The 21,502-nt window shown below is 55.7% G+C and carries 22 protein-coding genes; 8 read left to right on the top strand and 14 right to left on the bottom strand.

Annotation, left to right across the window (positions count from 1 at the left end):
• Positions 1–399 precede the first annotated feature (399 nt).
• The 3 genes from cspE (at position 400) to uxuR (ending at position 2,905) form a co-directional block, all read left to right on the top strand.
• Positions 400–612 carry a transcription antiterminator/RNA stability regulator CspE gene (gene cspE / locus CNE01S_RS16285; RefSeq protein WP_008459989.1) on the top strand — a complete coding sequence of 71 codons (213 nt, stop codon included), beginning with the start codon at positions 400–402 and terminating at the stop codon, positions 610–612.
• Between the two features lie 257 nt (positions 613–869).
• Complete coding sequence (gene uxuA / locus CNE01S_RS16280; RefSeq protein ID WP_061277344.1) at positions 870–2,054, top strand: mannonate dehydratase; 1,185 nt, start codon at positions 870–872, stop codon at positions 2,052–2,054.
• 74 nt (positions 2,055–2,128) lie between these two features.
• Positions 2,129–2,905, top strand: a complete 777-nt coding sequence (gene uxuR / locus CNE01S_RS16275; protein ID WP_061277343.1) for a Uxu operon transcriptional regulator — start codon at positions 2,129–2,131, stop codon at positions 2,903–2,905.
• Between the two features lie 12 nt (positions 2,906–2,917).
• On the opposite strand, the gene CNE01S_RS16270 is transcribed toward uxuR, so the two are convergent.
• The 5 genes from CNE01S_RS16270 to CNE01S_RS16250 form a co-directional block, all read right to left on the bottom strand.
• Entirely contained in the window at positions 2,918–3,715 is a 798-nt protein-coding gene (locus tag CNE01S_RS16270; RefSeq protein WP_061277342.1) for an anti-sigma factor family protein, read from the bottom strand.
• Positions 3,712–4,260: an RNA polymerase sigma factor gene (locus CNE01S_RS16265; protein ID WP_061277341.1), complete on the bottom strand. Its 549-nt coding sequence runs from the start codon at positions 4,258–4,260 to the stop codon at positions 3,712–3,714. The genes CNE01S_RS16270 and CNE01S_RS16265 overlap by 4 nt, the downstream gene beginning before the upstream one ends.
• Positions 4,238–4,690, bottom strand: a complete 453-nt coding sequence (locus CNE01S_RS16260) for a tetratricopeptide repeat protein (RefSeq protein ID WP_425430214.1) — start codon at positions 4,688–4,690, stop codon at positions 4,238–4,240. Before CNE01S_RS16260 ends, CNE01S_RS16265 begins: the two co-directional genes overlap by 23 nt.
• Before the next feature lie 100 nt (positions 4,691–4,790).
• Positions 4,791–5,381, bottom strand: coding sequence for a cytochrome b (locus CNE01S_RS16255; RefSeq protein WP_174522185.1), 591 nt, complete (start codon positions 5,379–5,381; stop codon positions 4,791–4,793).
• A 123-nt stretch (positions 5,382–5,504) separates the two neighbouring features.
• Positions 5,505–6,599 (bottom strand): adenosylhomocysteinase, encoded by a 1,095-nt coding sequence (locus tag CNE01S_RS16250; RefSeq protein WP_061277349.1) that lies wholly within the window; start codon positions 6,597–6,599, stop codon positions 5,505–5,507.
• Between the two features lie 221 nt (positions 6,600–6,820).
• Between CNE01S_RS16250 and CNE01S_RS16245 the strand changes: the two genes are divergently transcribed.
• Positions 6,821–7,405 carry a histidine phosphatase family protein gene (locus CNE01S_RS16245; protein WP_061277339.1) on the top strand — a complete coding sequence of 195 codons (585 nt, stop codon included), beginning with the start codon at positions 6,821–6,823 and terminating at the stop codon, positions 7,403–7,405.
• A gap of 58 nt (positions 7,406–7,463) precedes the next feature.
• Here the strand turns inward: CNE01S_RS16245 and CNE01S_RS16240 are convergent, their stop codons facing one another.
• The 3 genes from CNE01S_RS16240 to CNE01S_RS16230 form a co-directional block, all read right to left on the bottom strand.
• On the bottom strand, positions 7,464–9,137 hold the full coding sequence (locus CNE01S_RS16240) for a carbohydrate porin (RefSeq protein WP_061277338.1): 1,674 nt from the start codon (positions 9,135–9,137) through the stop codon (positions 7,464–7,466).
• Positions 9,138–9,226: 89 nt separating this feature from the next.
• Positions 9,227–10,549 carry a PTS sugar transporter subunit IIC gene (locus CNE01S_RS16235; protein WP_061277337.1) on the bottom strand — a complete coding sequence of 441 codons (1,323 nt, stop codon included), beginning with the start codon at positions 10,547–10,549 and terminating at the stop codon, positions 9,227–9,229.
• 133 nt (positions 10,550–10,682) lie between these two features.
• Positions 10,683–10,997 carry a PTS sugar transporter subunit IIB gene (locus CNE01S_RS16230; protein WP_061277336.1) on the bottom strand — a complete coding sequence of 105 codons (315 nt, stop codon included), beginning with the start codon at positions 10,995–10,997 and terminating at the stop codon, positions 10,683–10,685.
• Positions 10,998–11,192: 195 nt separating this feature from the next.
• Here CNE01S_RS16230 and CNE01S_RS16225 point away from each other — a divergent pair, with 195 nt between their 5' ends.
• From CNE01S_RS16225 to CNE01S_RS16215, 3 genes are all read left to right on the top strand, one after another.
• Entirely contained in the window at positions 11,193–11,900 is a 708-nt protein-coding gene (locus CNE01S_RS16225) for a GntR family transcriptional regulator (RefSeq protein ID WP_061277335.1), read from the top strand.
• A 356-nt stretch (positions 11,901–12,256) separates the two neighbouring features.
• Complete coding sequence (gene bglK, locus CNE01S_RS16220; protein WP_061277334.1) at positions 12,257–13,150, top strand: beta-glucoside kinase BglK; 894 nt, start codon at positions 12,257–12,259, stop codon at positions 13,148–13,150.
• Positions 13,151–13,160: 10 nt separating this feature from the next.
• The gene (locus tag CNE01S_RS16215) at positions 13,161–14,591 is read left to right on the top strand and encodes a 6-phospho-beta-glucosidase (RefSeq protein ID WP_061277333.1); all 1,431 of its coding nucleotides are present in this window, start codon (positions 13,161–13,163) and stop codon (positions 14,589–14,591) included.
• 50 nt (positions 14,592–14,641) lie between these two features.
• On the opposite strand, the gene CNE01S_RS16210 is transcribed toward CNE01S_RS16215, so the two are convergent.
• The 6 genes from CNE01S_RS16210 to CNE01S_RS16185 are packed head-to-tail and all read right to left on the bottom strand — an operon-like array spanning position 14,642 to position 20,453.
• Positions 14,642–15,406: a cysteine hydrolase family protein gene (locus tag CNE01S_RS16210; RefSeq protein ID WP_061277332.1), complete on the bottom strand. Its 765-nt coding sequence runs from the start codon at positions 15,404–15,406 to the stop codon at positions 14,642–14,644.
• Positions 15,406–15,834: a cupin domain-containing protein gene (locus CNE01S_RS16205; RefSeq protein WP_061277331.1), complete on the bottom strand. Its 429-nt coding sequence runs from the start codon at positions 15,832–15,834 to the stop codon at positions 15,406–15,408. Before CNE01S_RS16205 ends, CNE01S_RS16210 begins: the two co-directional genes overlap by 1 nt.
• A 3-nt stretch (positions 15,835–15,837) precedes the next feature.
• Positions 15,838–16,779 carry an ABC transporter permease gene (locus CNE01S_RS16200; RefSeq protein ID WP_061277330.1) on the bottom strand — a complete coding sequence of 314 codons (942 nt, stop codon included), beginning with the start codon at positions 16,777–16,779 and terminating at the stop codon, positions 15,838–15,840.
• A complete protein-coding gene (locus CNE01S_RS16195) occupies positions 16,776–17,891 on the bottom strand; it encodes an ABC transporter permease (RefSeq protein ID WP_061277329.1) in 1,116 nt (371 codons plus the stop codon). Before CNE01S_RS16195 ends, CNE01S_RS16200 begins: the two co-directional genes overlap by 4 nt.
• Positions 17,875–19,431 (bottom strand): ABC transporter ATP-binding protein, encoded by a 1,557-nt coding sequence (locus tag CNE01S_RS16190; RefSeq protein WP_061277328.1) that lies wholly within the window; start codon positions 19,429–19,431, stop codon positions 17,875–17,877. The genes CNE01S_RS16195 and CNE01S_RS16190 overlap by 17 nt, the downstream gene beginning before the upstream one ends.
• Before the next feature lie 14 nt (positions 19,432–19,445).
• A complete protein-coding gene (locus CNE01S_RS16185; RefSeq protein ID WP_061277327.1) occupies positions 19,446–20,453 on the bottom strand; it encodes a BMP family protein in 1,008 nt (335 codons plus the stop codon).
• Between the two features lie 124 nt (positions 20,454–20,577).
• Here CNE01S_RS16185 and CNE01S_RS16180 point away from each other — a divergent pair, with 124 nt between their 5' ends.
• Complete coding sequence (locus tag CNE01S_RS16180; RefSeq protein ID WP_061277326.1) at positions 20,578–21,477, top strand: LysR family transcriptional regulator; 900 nt, start codon at positions 20,578–20,580, stop codon at positions 21,475–21,477.
• Positions 21,478–21,502 lie beyond the last annotated feature (25 nt).

The raw sequence follows: 21,502 nt of genomic DNA, 5'->3' as shown, positions 1-21,502 counted from the left end.
GGGCGCCGGGGGGCGTCAGGGGGCATGGCGTAATGCCACCTGACACGTTCACTGTCTCTGAACGTGTAGGGGAAACAGATATACGGGTGAACGGAGCTTAAGGCGATCTCTTTATAGATAACTTGTGTGAGCAGCCAACAGCTTCACGCTCCCTTAAATGAGAATTTTTTTTATTTATCCTTAACCCTTGCTAAATCACGGCGGACGTGAGAGATTAGCTCCCGGTTTGGAACACAGACCTTATGAAAGCAGTTTTAGTAAAGCAGTCCTCAGTTCAAGCGCTATCTTAGATATCCCTTCTTCTCGAGTCTCCTCCTAAGTGCCCGAATAAGTCCAACTCTGCTGAACAGACCATGTTCGCCGCGTTTAGTGGCTCAAGAAAATGAAAAGGTAATATCTATGTCTAACAAAATGACTGGTTTGGTAAAATGGTTCAACGCTGAGAAAGGTTTCGGCTTCATCTCTCCTACCGATGGCAGCAAAGATGTATTCGTACACTTCTCTGCAATCCAGAGCGATAGCTTCAAAACTCTCGACGAAGGCCAGAAAGTTGAGTTCTCTATCGAGAACGGCGCTAAAGGCCCAGCCGCTGCTAACGTTGTTGCGCTGTAATTCAGCCTGACGTTTCAGAAGTGAAAGAAACCCGCTATGGCGGGTTTTTTTGTGCCTGCCGTTTAGAGATGTCCTATAGCTTTTGCCCTTTCCCTCGCAATGCTGTGTGTTAAATTGTGATTTTGGTTAACCAATTGTCGCGTGAAGATTGACACACCGCTCAAATTGGCTGAATTTAGATGCCATCTGGCGCATAAATTCAGGCGCTCAATCAAAAATAGCTACTGGTCAACCAATTTGAGTTGTAAGGGGATATCATGAAACAAACCTGGCGCTGGTATGGTCCAAACGATCCGGTCACTCTGGCCGACGCCCGGCAGGCGGGGGCGACGGGCATCGTTACCGCGCTGCACCACATTCCGAACGGCGAAGTCTGGCCGGTGGAAGAGATCCTAAAACGTAAAGCCGTGGTGGAGGCTGCCGGGCTGGTCTGGTCGGTGGTGGAAAGCGTGCCTATCCACGAAGAGATCAAAACCCATCGCGGGCAATATGATTTATGGATAGAGAATTACCGCCAGAGCCTGCGCAACCTGGCTGAATGCGGTATCTACACCGTGTGCTACAACTTTATGCCGGTACTGGACTGGACGCGCACCGATCTCGAATACCCGCTGCCGGACGGCTCCAAAGCGCTGCGCTTTGACCAAATCGAATTCGCCGCTTTTGAGCTGCATATTTTGAAGCGCAAAGGGGCAGAAGCGGACTACAGCGCGGAAGAAATCGAGCAGGCAAACCGACGCTTCGCTGAAATGCGCGAGGATGAAAAAGCACGGCTGACCCGCAACATCATCGCTGGCCTCCCTGGCGCAGAAGAGGGCTATACGCTCGACCAGTTCCGCGCCCAACTGGACACCTACAAAGATATCGACAAAGCGAAGCTGCGCGAAAACTTTGCCTACTTCCTTGAGGCCATTATCCCCGTTGCTGAGCAGGTCGGCATCAAAATGGCGGTTCACCCGGACGATCCTCCGCGACCTATTCTTGGCCTGCCGCGCATTGTTTCAACCGTGGAAGATATGCAGTGGATGGTGGACGCGGTTAATAGCCCGGCGAATGGCTTTACTATGTGCACCGGCTCTTACGGCGTGCGGGCCGATAACGACCTGGTCGGCATGATTAAACGCTTTGGGCCGCGTATCTACTTCACGCACCTGCGCTCAACGCTGCGGGAAGACAATCCTAAAACCTTCCATGAAGCCGCTCACCTTTATGGCGATGTGGACATGTATGAAGTGGTGAAAGCCATCGTGGAAGAAGAGCAGCGCCGTAAAGAAGCAGGGCAAAGTGAACTGATTCCAATGCGCCCGGATCATGGCCATCAAATGCTGGACGACCTGAAGAAAAAGGTGAATCCAGGCTATTCAGCGATTGGCCGCCTGAAAGGGCTGGCTGAAGTGCGCGGCGTTGAGATGGCCATCCAGCGCGCGTTCTTTGGTAAATAGCGCTCGCCGGGCCAGGGAATGGGTCAACCAGTTATGCTATAGTCCGGCTCATTCCCTACCTGCAGTGAGTAAAGATGAAACCGCAAATCCAGGACAAACCTTCCGCGCAGCCGCAGCGGCCTTATCAGGAAGTTGGCGTGATGCTGCGCGACATGATTGCTCGCCAGCAATATGCCCTGGGAGACAGGCTCCCGCCGGAACGGGAAATCGCCGCGTTGTTGTCGGTTAGCCGCACCGTGGTGCGCGAAGCGCTGATCATGCTGGAGATTGAAGGGCTGGTGGAAGTCCGCCGTGGTGCGGGTATTTTTGTCGTTGCGATGCCCCATCAGACGGTAAATGCGCCAGCGAGCCAGTGCAACGATGCTGGGCCGTTCGAGCTACTGCAGGCTCGCCAACTGCTGGAAAGCAATATCGCGGAGTTCGCCGCCCAGCAGGCGACCCGGGAAGATATCCTGAAAATGCGACAGGCCTTGCAGATACAAGAGCAGGAGCTGGTTTCCGGCGGGAACGAAAGCGGCGACAGGCAGTTCCACCTTGCCGTGGCCGAGGCCACCCACAACAGCATGCTGGTGGAGTTGTTCAAACAATCCTGGCAGTGGCGTGAAAATAACCCGATGTGGATCCAGCTGCACAGCCATCTGGAGAACAACCTTTATCGGCAAGAGTGGCTTGCCGATCATAAACAAATCCTCGCCGCGCTGATTAAGAAAGATGCCAAAGCCGCGAAACACGCCATGTGGCAGCATCTGGAAAACGTCAAAAACCGGCTGCTGGAGCTGTCCGACGTCGATGATATTAACTTCGACGGTTATTTATTCGAATCCTGGCCGCTGAACGAGCCTGGGCGTTAACCGGGTCCTAATTCAAACTACCTGCCGCTGGAGCCGCTCCCCGCTTTGCTGTAAATCCTGCTGCGGGTTGCGGCCTATCAGCACATATTCATACCCTTTACTGCGCCACCAGACCAGGTTGAGGCCACGGCGGACTTCGTGCTTCAGCGCTGTACTGTCGCTCGTTTTGCTGCGGGAAATGCACAGCGCCATCGGTCCGAAGCTGGCGTGCAGATAAGCCATCTGCGCGATGGAGGTGCTGTCGTAGCGCAGCATTCTCACGCTTTTTAGCTCGGCTTCCGGGATCTCAACGGCCGCCTGAGTGAGCGTCAGACCGATATCCTGCTGCATACGGTTCAGGCCGCTTTGCAGACCTTGGGGCGTGACGTTGATGTCGGCCAGCGTTTCGGCGCTGTAGAGCGACATGTACTGCGCAATCAGGTCGCGAATTTCCGGCTCGCCGCTGAGCTTTTGTTCACCTGGGCGAATAAAGCGCCCGGCCAGCACGCCGACGGCGAGAAAACTCAGTGAAGCGGCTATCAGGCTGCGGCGGCTGATGCCTTTCGCCTGCGGCTTCACGTTCACCGGCTGATGAAGCAGGACATTCAGCTTTTCCTCCATGCGGTTGACCGGCGCTTCCTCCAGTAGAGGTGCAAAAGCCTGTTCCCAGGGCTGGTTGCTTTGCATTAGCTGTTCAACGCGAGCGGCCAGAGTGGGATCGTCATTAAGCTGTTGGTCAAAGGCGCGGCGTTCGTCATCGCGCATTTCACCGTCCAGCCAGGCCACGATAGCCTCATCGCTCCACGGAGCGGAGAAGGATTGACGTGTCATTTGAGCTCCTTCTTCATCGTCGGCATCAGGTGTTTGGCCAGCGTCAGGCGCGCGGCGGCCAGGCGGCTCATCACGGTGCCAATGGGAATGGCCAGCGTGTCGGCCGCTTCCTGATAGGTGAAACCTTCGACATAAACTAAAAACACGGTATTGCGCTGCGCTTCGGGAAGCTCGCTGACCTGCAGCAGCAGCGCGTGGTACTGATGTTTATCTTCGGTGCTTTCGCTGTCCGCAAGCTGGCTCAACTCGTCGCTGTCGACAAAGCCCTGGCCCTGGCGAACTCGCAGGGCGCGAATTTCATTGATCCAGATAGAGTACAAAATCGCAAACAGCCAGCGGTCGATGCGGGTGCCGGACTGAAATTGACTGCAGCGCTCCAGAGCGCGCACGCAGGTGGACTGAACCAAATCTTCAGCCACATCGCGATTGCGGGACAGCACCATGCCGTAACGCCAGAGGCGGGCAAGGTGCTGTGCCAGCTGTAAACGAACTTCGTTGACGGTGATTTTTACGTCCTCAAGCTTAGGACTCCGGGTGCCCGTCAATGGCGGCTTTCAAATCGCGATACTCCTCGCAGCCGGTTCCGCAGAGCGTTTTAATGGTGGCTAACTGGGCCTTCGCCAGGTCCGGGCGCCCTTTAATCATCCAGGCTTCGCCAAGGTATTCACGCACTTTGGCGTAGTGCGGATCCAGGGCGATAGAACGCTGATAATAGCCGATCCCTTCGTCGGTGCGCCCCAGTTTTCTTGTGGCGTAGCCGCGGTAGTTCCAGGCTTCACGCGTGTTGGGCTGCTGCAGGGTATCCAGCAGGTTTAACGCTTCCTGGTAACGGCCAGATTTTGCCAGATGATAAGCGTACTGCGTCTTATCGCCGTCGCTCAGCATGCTACTTTTTTCCACCGAGCAGGTTTTGGTTTTGCTGTCGTACACCTGGCCTTTTGGGCAGTCCGGCGTTTTAGAATCATCGTCGCCCATGGCGCTGGCGGCGGCGGAGTAGAAAAGCCCGCTGGCAACCAGGCACAGCAAAGGCAGCAGTTTACGGCTTGAAGGCATGTTCATGGTGTCGTCCTTTAGGTTAGCGAGAGTTGCCTTTACAGGCGGGGAGCATGCGGCGCAGCGTGCCGTCACGCAGAACATAATGGTGAAGGAGAGCGGCGGCGGCGTGCGCACCGGCCAGCAGGATCAGCGCCCAGGCCACGTTGTTGTGCAGCATTGCCAGGGTATGGCGCAGCGTGGGATCGATGTTGAACACGTCCGGGACCTCAAAAAGGTTGAAGAACCAGAAAGGCTCGCCCTGCGCCCAGCGGAACAGGAAGCCAAGCGTGGCCTGCGTCAGCAACAGGATGTAGAGCACGCCGTGCGTGGCGTGGGCAGCGATGCGAAACGCACCCGGCATCGGTACTTTTTCCAGCTTTCTGGAGGGAGAGAAAGCGGCGCTGATGCGCCAGAGCAGCCGGACTAAAATCACCGCACCAAGCAGGATGCCAAATGAAATGTGTAGCGATTGCAGACCTTTGCGCAGCGGAGTGCCGCGCTCAAGGACTTCCCATATATGTGCGCTGGCGAACAGGAATATCACGCAGAAAGCGGTGACCCAGTGCAGGGCCATGCTAAAGGCGTCGTAGCGCTTGCGGGGTAGCCGGGTTTCGGTGGTCAGGTAGCTCATGATTGTCTCTTCCTCAGGTTCTGGTAAGGAGTAAACAATCGGGGTGGAGATTTTATTCGACGAAAACGAAAAAAAAGTCAGGCACTCCGTAAAGGCCTGACTTGATAAGGGGGGGAGTACAGCTTACAGCGCTTTTTCCCACACGGACTGTGGCAGTAAATAAACCGCTTTTTCAGCGTGCTGGCCGTCGGTCACGATGTGCCTGATGCCGCTCGCCATTACGGCCAGCGTCACGTCGAAGGCGTTAAGGCTGTCGCCGAAGCCTGCGGTCAGATTCAGCATCGAGCCGTTCGCCATCAGGTAAAGCGTTTTGCCGTTAAGCTGATACGCGTTGATAAACGGCATCACTTCTTCGGTCGGATATTGCTGCAGGTAGCCGCAGTCGATCTCTTCGGCAACGTGGCCGACGTTCAGCACGAACACGCCATCCTTGGCTTTATCCAGTACCGCTGCGCTGACGACTTTTTTCGCGCCGGTTGCGGTGGCGACCACGTCGGTGGTGGCAATCACGTCATGAATATCAACTACATGCCAGCCATCATAGGCGGCCTGCAGGCGACGGGCCGGATCTAATTCAGCAACCATCACCTGGCCACCGTAGGCTTTGGCGGCGGCGGCAACGCCCTGGCCTACGAGGCCATAGCCAATCACCAGCACTTTCTTTTCGTGCAGGGTGAGGTGAGTGGTCTGGAAGAAAGTTTGCCAGGCGGTGAGGCCAACCATATGGCGGTTATGCAGCCCTTCTTTTACCGGCAGATCGTCCCAGTTAAAAATCGGATAGCCGGGGCGCAGATCCGCGAGGCGGTTGACGCCGGAACCGGTGGCTTCCAGGCAGGCAACCACGTCGCCAAATTCGCCGCGTTGATGCAGCAGCGTGGTGATGTCCGCGCCCATTTCGCACAGATGGGTCGGGCGCCAGGCGATCGCTTTTTCCCACGAGTTGCGCCAGTCGGCGTCGCTCATATTGCGCCATGCGCAGGCTTCCGCTCCGGCGGCGACCAGGTAAGCGACAACGTCATCCTGCACGGTGGTTGGGTTGCAGGTGGTGAGGAAGACTTTGGCGTTTTTCTTCAGCAGGCCTTCAACCAGCGGGATCATTTTCAGGTCGAGATGCATATTGCAGGCGATACGGACGTGGCTTAAGTCCGGCAGCGCCTGAACCTGCTTAAGGGTGCGAACCATGTGGCGGGTAGACCACGCAATCTCTTTATTAAACATCTCGCTCTGGGTGCTCACGGCTGTTCCTTATTAATTGTTTTTACAGGTTTTTGTAGAATATATCATCACGTTAACGGGCGTCAGAATAGCAAAACGGCGGGCGGTTGTTAATCGGTGAAGTTGGCTCGGTAGGGATGATTTCTGCTTACCAATGTTTTGTTTTTTCTCTCGATTTTTTCTCTATAGTAGAAGCTTCATCCCCTGATAAAAACGAGAAAAGCATGATCAAGAAAGCGCTTGTTGTGTTGCTGAGCAGTGCCTTGTTGACCCCGATGATAGCGAAGGCCGATAGCACGATAGTGTTCCTGCGCCACGGCGAGAAACCGGCTAATAATAGCGGGCAGCTCACCTGCAAAGGGCTGAACCGTGCATTGCAGCTGCCGTCGGTTCTGTTAAGCCAGTACGGGAAACCGGATGCCATCTACGCCTCTGCGCCGAAAGAGAACAAAACAGGCAGCTCGCTGCGCCCTTTAACGACCATCACGCCGACCGCTATCCGCCTTTCTCAGGCTATAGACCTGCACTACCACGCCGAGCAGACGGACGAACTGGCGGATGATTTATTGAAAACCCAAAGCAGCGGTCGCCTGACTTTTGTCTCGTGGGAGCATAAAAACCTGGTGATAGCGGCGCAAAAGCTGGTGAAGGAAACCGGTGGCGACCCGGCCGTGGTGCCGAAGTGGCCGGGCAGCGATTTTGATTCGCTGTACATCATCAAACTGGACGATCAAAAGCGATTTAAATCTTTTACCCACGGAGCGGAAGGGCTGAACAACGTGCCGGACAGCTGCGCGGGCGCAAGCTGACAGAAAAAGAAAAACCCGTCTGGAAGACGGGTTTTTTTATGCACTTAGCAAAAGAGGATTACCACCACACTTCAGCCTGAACGCCTGCCATGAACTCGTTTTTGCTGTTCTCGTTAAAGCGGAAGTTAGACAGCTCGTTATCCAGGATATTCAGGTACGTGCCGTAGAAACGAATCTCAGGACGCGAGCCGAGCAGGCTTGGGCCAACCTTCAGAGCATGATAGAGCGTGGTTTTATAACCCGACTCTTTCAGGTTCACGCCCTGCTCGGTTTTGTTTTTCTGGGTAAACCAGCTCAGCTCCAGGCCGGTCTGGTTCCAGGTATCCCAAATCCACGCCGGGCGAATCACGGCCCGAATGCTGCTGAAGTCGCTGTGGGCGCCGCTCTCATAGCTGTAGACATCGCTACCCTGGGAGTAAACCAGCGCGTTGGCCATGATAATTCTGTCTGCGAGATACATTTCGCCCTGGGAAATCAGACGCCAGGCCACGCCGTCAGTCTGGTCGCCGTAGTAATAACGGCCCGGTGCCATTGAGTTGCTGGCCCCCGAGAAGTTCGCGAAGCTGCTGGCATAAGAGTTATTGGCCACCTGCAGGGTGAACTCGTTGAAGGTGTCACGCGGCAGATCCTGGCGCACAATGGCCGTCGCCATCCAGGTATCCTTCAGCTTAAAGAAGGAGCCGTTATTTTCGTTGTCTTTCTGGTCGTCGGTTTTATTGGCAAAGGCATATTTGCCCATCAGAGACAGCGAGCCTTTTTCCCACAGCGGAATGTTGCGGTAGCGCAGGTCAACCGAGTTGGTGTTCATCTGCGTGGTGTGGCTGAAGTCGCGGGAATAAACGTCAACGTCATTACGGCTAAGGGAGGCGTCAAGCTGCCCGACACCCAGGTTCCAGTTTTGAATACCGACGGCTGCCGCAACCTGGGTGGTTAATGATTTCCAGTCGAGCATCTGGATTTCGTACTCAGGCAGCTTGTGTTTCCCGACCCAGAAGTCGGCTTCCGGTGCAAACGGCAGGAAGCCTCTGGTGGTCAGGAAAATATCGCTGAACTGCATGATATTTTCGTTGCCGTTATTATCGCCAAACCAGGCGTCGTTATACTGCTCCCCGACGTTACCGTCGTAGGTCACGATGGCGTTGGCGGTTTTGCCGTCCTGGTTGTAGACGCGCTGGTTCAGCGTTAAGTCGAACCAGCCGCTCATTTCGTTCCCGAAACGCCCAAGCGACCCGGCGGCGTAGGTTTGGGCCGAACCGCGGTTGGCCGCTGCCCAGCCGGAGCGGAAGTAACCTTCGTAGCTAAAGCCAATATCGTCTTTAATGTATTTGCTGATGTCTTTCAGGGTGACATTTTGTACGCTGGTTTTGCCACCTTCATTATTTACAACGGCCACTTTCTGCGTGCCTTTAACCGGCGTTGGCGGTGATTTTGTGTCGAGATGATTATTTTCATTCTCGATGTTGTCGGCGACCGGAGAATAGACGGTCTGATTGACCTGCGTTGTTCCAGACTGAACGTTGTTGCCGGCTGGCTGCAGCTGAGCGACCTTGTCTTTATATACGGCTAACTCTTTCTGCGTTTTATTTAATTCTGATTTGTTCTCTGATAATTGTCTTTCAAGCAATTCCAGACGCTGCTCAACCGTTAATTTTGCCGCCATTACGCCGGTTGAGGATAACGCCAGAAGGATGGATGAAGACAATAAGCTAACCTTCAATAAACTTGAATTCATAGAATGTCCCAGAAGTATAATTATTATTTGCCTCCGGCCTGAATGGTCGGAGGCGGGTGAAAATTAAACTGCTATCATCGGTTTATTTATTACTGCGCCGCCTGTGCTGCATTTACCTTATTGGCGGCAATTACGAACGGTAAATAAATTAATGTGGAGATGGCCAGACACAGCAGCCCGACAATCAACGCCATCCAGTTCCCCCCAGTGCCGAAGAAGGCGATGAGTGGCCCCGGTGTTGTCCACGGTACGGCGTAGGCAATCGGCGGAATAATCTCCAGCGTTACAAAGGTGTAGCCCACCAGAGAGTTCACGAAAGGCACCATAATGAATGGAATGATCAGAATCGGGTTCAGTACGATTGGCAGGCCGAAAATCACCGGTTCGTTGATGTTAAACAGGCCCGGCACGAAGGCCATTTTTGCCAGGTCGCGGTAGTCGGCGCGGCGGGAGGCAATGAAAATGGCCAGCAGCAGGCCGAGCGTCATCCCCGAGCCGCCGTAGTTGGCAAAGGCGTCGTTGATGCTTCCCCAGGTTATAGGGTATGGCGCGCCCCACGTGGTGCCGTTGGAAGCGGCAAAAGAGAGGTTTTCGAGGTTAGCTTCGGAGAAAATAGTCTCGCGAATTGCCGCCGTGGTGTTCGGCCCGTGAATGCCCAGCACCCACAGGAAGTTAGTCACCACGCCAAGCACCAGCACCGCGACGATATTGGTGCCCATGTTTTTCAGCGGCGCCTGAATCAGGGTATAAATCAGTTCATTCAGGCCATTCGGGGAGATTTTCGTCAGGCAGTAGTTCAGCACCGAGAAGAAAATCATCACGAAGAAGATAGGAATCAGTACTTTAAAGGAACGGGCAACCGCCGGTGGTACGGCGTCCGGCATGGTGATGGTAATTTTCGGGTTGCGCGCCAGGCGGCAGAAAATTTCCCCGGTAATCAGGGCGACAATCACCGCCACAAATAGCCCCTGCGGCCCCAGATATTGCGTCGTCAGATACGACTGTCCGCCCATCATTTGATACGGGGTATAGACCACAAAGAACGCGCCGATAGCGGTCAGACCGCACAGCAGGTCATCCTGCTGATAGCTGATGGCGATATTACGGGCGACCAGGAAAGCAATCATGATCGACATAATATTCACCGAGCCATTCATGACCGGCGAGAATATGTTTTGGGCTTCGGCTAAATTAGGGAATAACACGCCAAGATGCAGTAATGAAGCAATAAAACCATCCGGTGAAAGAATGGCAAAGTTAATCAGCACGATCAGCGAACTGGCCATGACGATAGGGAATGACAAAATAAAAGCATCGCGGATGGCCGAGACGTGTATCTGAGAATTTAATTTAATCGCGATAGGAACAAGGAGCTTTTCCATACCGCGCTCAAAGGCATTCATTATACTCATGATGCGCCCTTTATCATTAGAGAGATATTGAATGGTGACTTAAGTTTATCGGCGAAATACCTTTTCGGTATTGAGCTACGTGACGATAAACCAAATCAATTACCCATCGGGTTATTATTTCGGCTGGAAAGGATTATTGGTCGCCAAGTAAATTCAATGCTGAATCAAGAACTGATTTTCCGTCCATTTGCCCGTAATACTTCATGTCGATCACCGCCACAGGAATTTTCCCCTGGGCAATTTCCTCTATTTCACTTTTTTGGAAGCGAACCTGAGGGCCCAGTAGAACAACATCCGCTTCATTTCTTTTAATTCTTTCTTTCGCCTCAGCAATCGCCAGTGCGTTAATATTGACCGAAATATTTCCCGCAGCAGCGTGATCTTGCATTCTTTTAACCAGCATGCTGGTAGACATCCCGGCTGCACAAACTAATAATATATTCTTCATTTTTACCCTTAACGCTTTGTAGATAATCAACCAGCGGCTAACTTAATGAATATCAATGCCTTCATCTGCCATTTCGATCACAGTTAGTCACCGCCGAGTGGTGCAAAAAACAAAGTAAAAATGAACGTGTATTGTGCTTTTAATAGGAATGGAAGGGTAATTGACTGTTTTTTAATGAATTAAGGAGGTTCAAAAGTGGTGTACAAAGATGTTGTTAACTTACTAAAAAGCAGGATCAGCGGCCCAACCTATCATATCGGTGACATCCTTCCTTCGGAGAAAGAGCTGGCTGAATTCTATAATGTGTCACGTAATACCTTGCGTAAGGCATTGAAAGTTCTGGAGGATGAGGCACTGATTGAGCGCAGGCACGGGTCCGGCACCTATGTGCGAAATAAACATTTTCAGGCTTCGGTTACGCATCTGGACAGTTTCACTGAGATTGCCAGAAGCGAAGGGAAAAAACCGTCCAGCCAGGTGCTGAGATTTGAGCTACGGCAGGCGTCGGAAGAGATTGCGAGCCGCCTGCAGCTGGCCATCGGAGAGCCGGTGTATTACGCCAAAAGGTTGCGCCATATCGACAATGTGCCGATGCAGCTGGAAGAGACCTGGCTGTCGGTAAACCGTTTTCCCGATCTGACGGTGAATCACATGAAGCGATCGAAATTTTCTTACATCGAAGACGAATGCGGGGTCAAAATTCACGGCTGCTACGAGTCGTTCCAGCCGATTCTGCCGTCGACCGAAATTGCGAAAATGCTGCATATCAGCACCCGCGACCCCATTATCCGCATGGAAACCCAGTCCGTTGACGCGAGCCACAGCCCGATTGATTACTCGATCCTCTACACCAACGTGTTCGAGTTCCAGGTGAAGTACTTTTTACCTCGTAAGGCGGGTTAGCCGCTGCGACAGGCCGTACATTCGCAATGTCTGTCACAGTTCTGGTTGAAAAAGAGGTTCAGTAATGCTCATAAAGGTGAACCTGTTGCCCTGCAAAGTTGAATAACAGCGTTAACTCACTGTATATCATGCTTTTTAACAGGTTCAAAAGTTGTTCAATGTGTTATCTCTCTTCTATTGCCTGATCCGCTTCCCATTGATTAAGATTTTCTTCGTTTTCAGAATTGATAATTAAAAATTGAACTCGTCAATTTTTGTATTCCTGTTACCAGGCATGAATATGACCGGTGAGAAATAATTTCTGTGTTTTAGCAGAAATAAACGATGAGCCGGAAATATGCAGGAGGAATTAACGTATGAATATCGCCGCATTTGATATCGGGGGTACAGCTTTAAAAATGGGGATCGTCAGCTCGCAGGGCGAGATCCTGGCAAAAGGCAAAGAGACGATTAACGACAGCGACGGTGAGCAAATTTTACAGGCTATTCTGGCGTGGATCACCGCCCACCCAGGCTGCGAAGGCGTGGCGATCAGCGCCCCTGGCTATGTGAACCCGCATACCGGGTTTATCGAAATGGGCGGGGCCATCCGCCGTTTTGACAATTTCGCCATCAAAGCGTGGCTGGAAGAACGCACGCAGCTGCCCGTCGCCATCGAAAACGACGCCAACTGTGTCCTGCTCGCCGAACGCTGGCAGGGCAAAGCGGCGGAGATGAGCAATTTTCTCGTTCTCACCATTGGCACCGGCATCGGTGGGGCGATTTTCTGCAATAACCAGCTGGTACACGGCGCACGCTTCCGGGCGGGAGAATTTGGCTACATGTTGACCGAGCGCCCTGGCCCGCGCGATGTTCGCCGTTACACCATGAACGATACCTGCACCCTGAGAACCCTGCGCAAAGACTACGCGGAGTACGTCGGCAAGCCGTTGGAGGACGTCAGCGGAGAAGAGATTTTCGACCGCTTTGACGCGGGCGACGTGGCCTGTCAGCGCATGGTAACCGCGTTCTTCAACGATCTCGGCACCGGCCTTTATAACCTCGTCAATCTGTTCGACCCGGAAAAAATCCTGCTCGGCGGCGGCATTGTTGAACGTCCTGGTTTCCTTGAGCTGCTGCGCGAACACCTTGCCTGGTTCACCATCGATGACTATATCGACACCGTCAGCCACGGCAACGATGCCGGACTCATTGGCGCGGTCTACCATTTTAATCAGCACTATCGGTCGCAGCATGCGATCTCTAATTAAGGGAGAGAATATGTCTGGATTCAAAGAAGGTTTTCTGTGGGGCGGCGCGGTTGCGGCGCATCAATTGGAAGGCGGCTGGAAGGAAGGCGGTAAGGGCATTAGCGTTGCCGATGTGATGACGGCCGGCGCCCACGGCGTCCCGCGTGAAATTACCGATGGCGTGCTGCAGGGAAAAAACTACCCTAACCATGAAGCGATCGACTTCTACCATCGCTACAAAGAAGACATCCAGCTGTTTGCCGAGATGGGTTTCAAGTGCTTCCGCACCTCCATCGCCTGGACGCGTATTTTCCCGCTGGGCGATGAGCTGGAGCCGAACGAAGCCGGCTTGCAGTTCTATGACGACCTGTTTGACGAGTGCCTGAAGCACGGCATTGAGCCGGTGATTACGCTGTCGCACTTCGAAATGCCTTACCATCTGGTGACCGAGTACGGCGGCTGGCGTAACCGTAAGCTGATTGATTTCTTCCTGCGTTTCTCGAAAGTGGTCTTCACTCGCTATCAGCACAAAGTGAAGTACTGGATGACCTTCAACGAGATCAACAACCAGGCCAACTACCACGAAGACTTCGCGCCGTTCACCAACTCGGGCCTGAAGTATCAGCCGGGCGAAGACCGTGAGCCGGTGATGTACCAGGCGTCTCATTATGAGCTGGTTGCCAGCGCCCTGGCGGTTCGCGCCGCTCGCGAAATCAACCCAGCGCTGCAGGTCGGCTGCATGATTGCCATGTGCCCAATCTACCCGTTGACCTGTGCGCCGGGCGACATGATGATGGCAATGAACGCGATGCACCGTCGCTACTGGTTCACCGACGTGCACGTGCGCGGCAAGTACCCGCAGCACCTGCTGAACTACTTCGAGCGCCGTGGTTTTGAGCTGGATATCACCGACGAAGATCTGGCCGCGCTTGCCGAAGGCTGCGTCGATTACATCGGCTTCAGCTACTACATGTCGTTTGCCACCAAGGCCAGCGCCGACAACCCGCAGTTTGACTACGACGAATCAAAAAGCCTGGTCTCTAACCCGTACGTGCAGAAGTCAGACTGGGGCTGGCAGATTGACCCGGTGGGCCTGCGTTACTCCCTGAACTGGTTCTGGGATCACTATCAGCTGCCGCTGTTCATCGTAGAAAACGGCTTCGGGGCGATTGACGTTGCGCAGGATGACGGCTTCGTGGATGACCAGTACCGCATCGACTATCTGTCTGCTCACGTCGCGGAAATGAAAAAAGCGGTGGTGGAAGACGGCGTGGACCTGATGGGCTACACCCCTTGGGGCTGCATTGACCTGGTCTCCGCCGGGACGGGCGAAATGAAAAAACGCTACGGCTTTATCTATGTCGATAAAGACAATGAAGGTAACGGCAGCCTGAGCCGCAGCCGCAAAAAGTCCTTCAAATGGTATAAGGACGTGATCGCGAGCAACGGCGAAAAGCTCTGATAACGCGCGTGGTTAACTGAATGAACGCTGGCCTAAAAACCAGCGTTTTTTTATTTCAGCTTACCCAGCAACTCGGCGGCGTTGACCACAAAACCGAAGCACTGCTGTACGTTATACAAGGTGGCATCCACGCAATATTCCGGCGACGTAGTGGCGCTGCAATCCTCCAGCAGCAGGCAGTCGTAGCCGTGGAAGTTGGCATCCTGCAGCGTGCACAGCACGCATTGGTCAAGGTTCACGCCTGCAAATAGCAGGGTCGTGATGCCCAGATTCCTCAACACGCTGTCCAGCACGGTGTCCTGAAAGCCCGACATCCGGTATTTATCAATACGAATATCTTCGGGAGCGGGGGCGAGCTCTTCCACGATATCTGCCGCCCAGCTTCCCGCCTGAAGCACCGGCGCGCCGGACTCCGGCAGCGGATCGCCCAGGCCCGTTTGGGTGCCGTCCGGGTTATAAACATGCAGCAGCGCGGGGCTAAGGTTGAGCCTGTCCGGGCGGTTACCCCAGTTAAGCCAAATCACCGGCACATCGGCCGATCTTAGCGACGGCAGCAGCCTACGCAGCGGATCAATCGGTGCGCGGGCGGGCGTAACGTCCACGCCAATATGCGCCAGCCAGCCTCCCGGATGGCAAAAGTCATTTTGCATATCAATAACGATCAGCGCGCTATGTTCCAGATCGAACGTGATCTCGCGTCCACGGCTTTCCAGAGATACTGGTCGTGAAGGGCGGCCCGCACGAACCATGTTCACGCTTTTTCTGCTTACCAGCCACTGATTATGCGGGGCGCTGCCGAGGGGATAACCAGCCATTACTCTGCTTCCCCTTGCAGCACGAGGAGATCTTCTTCATCCAGCGAGACCGGGATCCCACGGCGGATCAGTTCGGCAAAGCCTTCGTTGGGCGTCATTACCGTTAACGTATACAGCTTGCCCTTGCCGGTATTGCGGATGGCGTGTTCATTGCCCGGGTGCAGCAGCAGGGCATCACCCTTGCGGATTGCCGTTTCTTCATCGTTGCAGCGCGCGATACCTTCGCCCTCAAGGACATAGAAAAATTCATGCGCTTCGGCATGCACGTTAGGAGGCGTGGCGCCGCCGGGAGTAAAAATTTCAACCACAAATACGTTTTCGATGCCGTCCTGATGCTTGTCGAACAGCACGGCAAAGTAGTTGCTGTCCGTTGGGCTGATGCGAAAAGCCTGGGCGCTGGATACGTCGGTAAGGCGGAAATGTTTCATCGGTTATGACTCCTTGCGATAAGGCTGCGTCAGGGCGCGAGGCTGAAGGGTTCGCCCCACCACGCCGGACATCGCCAGAATAGTGAGCAGGTACGGTAGCGCCAGTAGAACCTGAGGCGGCAGCGAGCTTTCAAAGATCTGCAAAGAGAGCTGCAGCGCATCGGCAGCGCCAAAAATAAAGGCGGCCAGCAGCGCTTTTAGCGGGCTCCAGCGGCCAAAAATCACGATAGCCAAGGCGATAAACCCCTGGCCGCTGACCACGTTGTCGCGGAACAGGCCGATTTGCGCAGTAACCAGATAGCTACCGGCAAGCCCGGCACCAAGACAGGAAAACAGCACGCCCCAGGTACGCAGTTTCAGCACGTTAAGCCCGGCGGCATGGGCCGCTTTGGGATTTTCACCCACGGCGCGTAGCGCCAGGCCAAAGCGGGTATGGAACAGGCTAAAGTGGGCGATAAACACCAGGCCGAGGGTGAGATAGAGCGGCCAGGGCTGGGTAAAAAGTACTGGGCCGATAAACGGCAGGGATGACAGCAGCGGTACGGGCCAGGCAGCAAACATCGGGATCGCCGCCGTTCCGCTGGTGCCCATTGCCAGGGAATAAATCCAGGAGGCCAGGCCTGCCGCAAGAATGTTAAAGACAATTCCCACTACGATCTGGCTGGCATGGGCGCGTAAATACAGTGCGGCGAGCAATACGCCAACGATCAGCCCGCCAGCGCCACCGGCAAAAAAGCCGAGCAGTGTCGAGCCGGTATACGCGGCCGCAAGATAGCTGCTGAGCGCCCCCAGCAAAATAGTGCCTTCCAGCCCGATGTTGAGCACACCTGCGCGTTCGGCGTAGATCTCGCCGAGGGCGGCAAGTAAGACCGGGCCCGCAAGGCGAATAGCCGCTGCCAGCCAGCCGATGAAAAAGGCGGTATCGAGGTGCGTCATCGCGCTCATGATTTTTTCTCCACTAAAGCATCCTGCACGATGGTTCGAACGGGCAGGCGAAGGCGGTAATAGCGCAGGACGTCGCCCGCCAGGATCATCAGCACGACCAGGCTTTGCAGAATCAGCACCACCGAGGTTGGCAGGCCGGTTTCACGCTGCATGGCGCCGCCGCCAACCTGTAGCCCGCCGTACAAAATGGCGGTAGGGATCACCAGCAGCGGGTTCAGCCGCGCCAGCAGCGCCACGACTACGCCGATAAAGCCGACGCCGCCGGAAATGCCGTCCATTAATCGGTGCTGTACGCCAAGCACCGCGCACAGCCCGGCGAGAGCCGCAAAGCCGCCGCCAAGGTAAACCGCACTCATTTGGCGACGGGCAACATCCACGCCGCCGTAGCGTGCCGCTTTTGGATTCAGCCCGGCCAGGCTGATTTCATAGCCAGCAGGCGTGCTGCGCATCAGCCAGCAGGTAAACAGCGTGGCGATGACTGCGATAGCGATACCCCAGTGCGTTTTTATGCCGCTGAGAACCAACGGCAGCCAGGTTTCCTGCGGCAGACGGGGCGTTTGCGGCAGATCTCCCGGGGCGCGCATCGGGCCGGACACCAGGTATTGCACTAAAAAGATGGCGACATAATTCGCCATCAGCGAAATCAGGACATCGTTGCCGCCAAAGCGAACGCGCAGGGCGCCTACCCAACCAGCCCAGAGCGCGCCGGCGATAAACGTCACCAGCAGTACAATCGGCCAGTAAAGTTCGACCGGCAGTTTCCAGGGGAAGCCCTGCGGCGTGCCGGAAAGCGCTATCCAGCTTGCCGCCGCCGCGCCGACCAGGAAGCAGCCTTCAAAGCCGATGTAGCCCAGCCCCGCGCGCCAAATGACCAGCGTTGCCAGCGCGATAAGCATCAGCGGCGTGGCCTGCACCAGGCTAAGGCCAAACCCGCGCGTGGAGCCAAAAGCCTCGCTAAAGAGGACCCCATAAGCGTTGAGGGGATTTGCGCCGAAGGGCAGAAATAGCAGTCCGCCGACGATAAACGCGGCGAGAATGCCTCCGAAGCTGGTTAAGGCCAGCGCCGGGGAGGACTGTGCCGGGGAAAGGCGTCGTTCAAGCCACTTTGTCATGCTGCGGTTCCGCGTGAGTCGGGCTGCCACCGGCCATAAGTTCAGAAAGGAGAGCCGGCGTGGCGTGTGCCGTCTCCATCTCGCCCGCGATCTGGCCGTTGTACATCACGGCAATGCGGTCCGAGAGGTTGAGAATTTCTTCGAGTTCGGCGGAGATAAGCACAATGGCGCAGCCGCTGTCTCGCGCCGCCAGCAGGCCCGCCCAAACGGCCTCAACCGCGCCCACATCCAGCCCGCGAGTGGGTTGTTCAACGATCAGTAATTTCGGGTTCTGCGCGACTTCGCGCCCGAGGATCAGCTTTTGCAGGTTGCCGCCCGAAAGCTTGCCGGCTTCGAACTGGGCGTCCGGGGCGCGAACGTCAAAACGGGCAATGATCTCTTTGGCGTGGCGGGCTATTTTCAGACGATCCAGCAGCCAGCCTTTGGCTTTGGTGAAGCTGCGCTGGGATCCCAGCATGGCGTTTTCTTCCAGCGAAAGGGTGACGAATGAGCCAACTTCCCGGCGGTCAGCGGGAATAAAACCGATGCCTTTCTGACGACGCTGAGCGGGCGTGGCGTCGGAGATATCTTCCCCTTCCAGCAGAATACGCCCGGCTTCTATCGGCATCAGGTTGAGCAGGGCGCTTGCCAGCTCCGACTGGCCGTTTCCTTCCACGCCGGCAATGCCGAGGATCTCGCCCGCTGCGACTTTAAGCGACGCGCGCCAGATTTTTTGCTGCCCGGTTTCGTCGCGCAGGGCAATGCTGTCCACGTGCAGCACGTTGTGGCCCGGCCTGCACGGCGTTTTCTCGACCCGCAGCACGACATCACGGCCGACCATGCGGCGAGCCAGATCGGTTTCGGAGGTGTCAGACACCGCCACGGTTTCCACCATTTTTCCGGCCCGCATGACGGACACCCGGCGGGCGATCGCCATGATTTCATAGAGCTTATGGGTGACGATCACCACGGATCGCCCTTCGGCGCAGAGCGACTTCAGCGTGGCAAACAGGCCTTCTTTCTCTTTCGGCGTAAGCACCGCCGTGGGCTCATCCAGGATCAGCACCTGCGCGTCACGGTAGAGCAGTTTTAAGATCTCAACCCGCTGCTGCACGCCAACGGAAAGATGCTGCACCTGCGCCCAAGGATCGATGGCCAGGCCGTGCTTATCCGACAGCGCCTGCAGCCTGGCGGCGGCGGCCTTCAGGTTGAGCACGCCGCTGGCGTTATCTTTCAGGCCGAGCACCACGTTTTCGACGACAGTCATCGGCTGCACCAGCATAAATTCCTGATGAACCATGCCGATGCCGCAGGCTATGGCGTCGCTCGGGTCACGAAACTTCACGCTTTTTCCCGCCACAACAATGTCGCCCTCATCGGCCTGATAAAGGCCGTAGAGGATTTGCATCAGGGTACTTTTTCCTGCGCCGTTTTCGCCCAGCAGAGCGTGGATCTCACCGGCTTCAATGGTCATTGAGACGTTGTCGTTGGCGGTGACGCGGGCAAATCTTTTGGTGATGCGATTCAACGCTACACGCGGCAAAGGCGCAGCTATGTTCATCTTTTAGCTCCGGGTCAGGCGGTGGCGGATAACGCGCCGGTGTCAAGCTGCTGCCAGATTTTCTGGAAGGCTTGCCAGGCGCCGTCGCTCACCAGGCTGGCGTTGTGGGATGTGCTGCCGTAGATAACCGACCAGGCTTTGGCGACGCTCGGCGACCACTCTTCGCCGCCCTTAAAGGCGTGACCTGCCGCCGCGCTGCCCACCTGCTCCACAACCCAGTCCAGGTTTTGCTTAAAGCTGCAGGCGATGTGGGTGGGGGAGACCTCTTTCTGATCGGTATAGCAGCCGATGGCTTTGACGTTGGCGGCAATCGCGCCCTGAAGCGCGCCGAGGCCGGTGACGTCGGCGGCATGCCAGATAACGTCTGCGCCGTTGGTTATCATGGCCGTGGCGGCCTCACGCCCTTTTGCCGCGTTGCCGTAGTCGCCGGTGACGACGCCAAGGCCCTTAATGCCCGCGCGTGTTTTTTCCGCTCCGAGGATAAAGGCGCGCATCATGCCCTGCTGAGTTGGGTTATCACCGCCGCCCACAAAGCCCACGGCTTTGCCTTTGTCGGAAATCAGCGCGGCCAGCGCGCCTGCGGCATACGCGGCTTGGATGTAGGCCAGATTGATGTATTCCACGTTTTTCGGTGCCGCTTCCGCAGGTTTAAAGGTGGAGGCGAAAAAGTCGGTATCCGGGTAGTCCGGCGCGATTTCAGTGAACGCCGCGCCGTACTCAAAGCTGTGGCCGATAATCAGGTTGTAGCCATCGTCCGCGTAGCCGCGAATCGACTGTTCCATCTGTGCCTGCGGCACGCTTTCACTCCAGGCCACCTTAATGCCGGATTTTTTCAGACTTTGCAGGCCCTGATACGCCAGGGTATTCCAGCCGCCGTCGGAAATGGTCCCCGGCAGCAGCAGCGCCACCTTGAACTCTTTCGTTGCCGCCAGGGCAGAGCGTGACATTACGGGGGCAAGGGCGGGGAGTACCACGGCGCCTGCCAGCATTTTTGCGAAGTTTCTGCGGGTGATGCCTGCCATCTTTTCTCTCCCAGGATTGTGGATGGAGGATGATTGATGGCTTCAGTTATGCCGCGCTTAGCGATATCTTAAAAGCACGTATTTTCGTACTGACCGATGCCTTTTAGGCAACGCAGGAGCCCCGATGCTGAAATATCGTTTACTGGTTTATCTTGATGAGGTGGCGCGCAGCGGTTCGATCCGTAAGGCCGCGGAACGCCTGCATATTTCCGCTTCGGCGATCAACCGCCAGCTGCTGGCGCTGGAGGAAGAGCTGGGCACGCCTTTATTCCAGCGTTTGCCGCGTAAAATGATCCTCACCGCCGCGGGTGAAACGCTGATTCACCATGTGCGCCAGAGCTTTAAAGAGCTGGAATGGGCGCAGATTAAAATTGAGGAGCTAAAGGGGCTGCGGCGTGGGGAAGTGACGGTGGCGATGATGAGCGGGCTGGCGGCTAACCTGATCCCGAGGGCGGCAGCTGACTTCCGCCGTGCTAACCCACGAGTAAAGCTGCGTCTGCAGCAGATGACGCGCGGTGAGGACATAACCAGCGCGGTGGCCTCTGGCGACGTGGATTTGGGGATCGGTTTTGATTTTGAAATGCGCTCGGCGCTGCGCAGCATTGCCAGCGTGACGGGCAGGCTGGGCGCGGTCGTTGCGCCGGGGCATCCGCTGGCAGATAAAAGCAGCCTGCGTCTGAGCGACTGTATGCCGCATCCCATGGTTATCGCCGATGATTCCACGGTGATTCGCCCCTACCTGAACGATGTATTCGCTCGGGCGATGGTGGCGCTGCAGCCAGTTATCGAAACCAACTCCATCGAGGTGATGCGCCAGTCGGCGATGATGGACCAGGCGCTGACGTTCCTGACGCCGTTTGATATCGAAACCGACCTGCGGAGCGGGCGGCTGGTTTATATTCCGGTGCGGGAGCTGGGCCAGCAAACGCAAACCCTGATGCTGATAGGGCACGATCGCGGCACCAGCGCCATCGGCAGCGTGCTGGCCGAAACCCTAAAAGGGATGATGCTGCAGATGGAGTAGCGCCCGGCGGGAAGTCGGGCGGAGT

The sequence above is a fragment of the Cedecea neteri NBRC 105707 = ATCC 33855 genome, assembly GCF_001571265.1.
Lineage (GTDB): Bacteria > Pseudomonadota > Gammaproteobacteria > Enterobacterales > Enterobacteriaceae > Cedecea > Cedecea neteri.
Note: the sequence above shows the minus strand (reverse complement) of the source record. Positions and strands in the feature narration are given on the sequence as shown.

Bases quoted from the DNA above. Each gene is read 5' to 3' on its own strand.
- cspE (WP_008459989.1), top strand. From the start codon at position 400: ATGTCTAACAAAATGACTGGTTTGGTAAAATGGTTCAACGCTGAGAAA.
- uxuA (WP_061277344.1), top strand. From the start codon at position 870: ATGAAACAAACCTGGCGCTGGTATGGTCCAAACGATCCGGTCACTCTG.
- uxuR (WP_061277343.1), top strand. From the start codon at position 2,129: ATGAAACCGCAAATCCAGGACAAACCTTCCGCGCAGCCGCAGCGGCCT.
- CNE01S_RS16270 (WP_061277342.1), bottom strand. From the start codon at position 3,715: ATGACACGTCAATCCTTCTCCGCTCCGTGGAGCGATGAGGCTATCGTG.
- CNE01S_RS16260 (WP_425430214.1), bottom strand. From the start codon at position 4,690: ATGGGCGACGATGATTCTAAAACGCCGGACTGCCCAAAAGGCCAGGTG.
- CNE01S_RS16255 (WP_174522185.1), bottom strand. From the start codon at position 5,381: ATGAGCTACCTGACCACCGAAACCCGGCTACCCCGCAAGCGCTACGAC.
- CNE01S_RS16250 (WP_061277349.1), bottom strand. From the start codon at position 6,599: ATGTTTAATAAAGAGATTGCGTGGTCTACCCGCCACATGGTTCGCACC.
- CNE01S_RS16245 (WP_061277339.1), top strand. From the start codon at position 6,821: ATGATCAAGAAAGCGCTTGTTGTGTTGCTGAGCAGTGCCTTGTTGACC.
- CNE01S_RS16240 (WP_061277338.1), bottom strand. From the start codon at position 9,137: ATGAATTCAAGTTTATTGAAGGTTAGCTTATTGTCTTCATCCATCCTT.
- CNE01S_RS16235 (WP_061277337.1), bottom strand. From the start codon at position 10,549: ATGAGTATAATGAATGCCTTTGAGCGCGGTATGGAAAAGCTCCTTGTT.
- CNE01S_RS16230 (WP_061277336.1), bottom strand. From the start codon at position 10,997: ATGAAGAATATATTATTAGTTTGTGCAGCCGGGATGTCTACCAGCATG.
- bglK (WP_061277334.1), top strand. From the start codon at position 12,257: ATGAATATCGCCGCATTTGATATCGGGGGTACAGCTTTAAAAATGGGG.
- CNE01S_RS16215 (WP_061277333.1), top strand. From the start codon at position 13,161: ATGTCTGGATTCAAAGAAGGTTTTCTGTGGGGCGGCGCGGTTGCGGCG.
- CNE01S_RS16210 (WP_061277332.1), bottom strand. From the start codon at position 15,406: ATGGCTGGTTATCCCCTCGGCAGCGCCCCGCATAATCAGTGGCTGGTA.
- CNE01S_RS16205 (WP_061277331.1), bottom strand. From the start codon at position 15,834: ATGAAACATTTCCGCCTTACCGACGTATCCAGCGCCCAGGCTTTTCGC.
- CNE01S_RS16200 (WP_061277330.1), bottom strand. From the start codon at position 16,779: ATGAGCGCGATGACGCACCTCGATACCGCCTTTTTCATCGGCTGGCTG.
- CNE01S_RS16195 (WP_061277329.1), bottom strand. From the start codon at position 17,891: ATGACAAAGTGGCTTGAACGACGCCTTTCCCCGGCACAGTCCTCCCCG.
- CNE01S_RS16190 (WP_061277328.1), bottom strand. From the start codon at position 19,431: ATGAACATAGCTGCGCCTTTGCCGCGTGTAGCGTTGAATCGCATCACC.
- CNE01S_RS16185 (WP_061277327.1), bottom strand. From the start codon at position 20,453: ATGGCAGGCATCACCCGCAGAAACTTCGCAAAAATGCTGGCAGGCGCC.
- CNE01S_RS16180 (WP_061277326.1), top strand. From the start codon at position 20,578: ATGCTGAAATATCGTTTACTGGTTTATCTTGATGAGGTGGCGCGCAGC.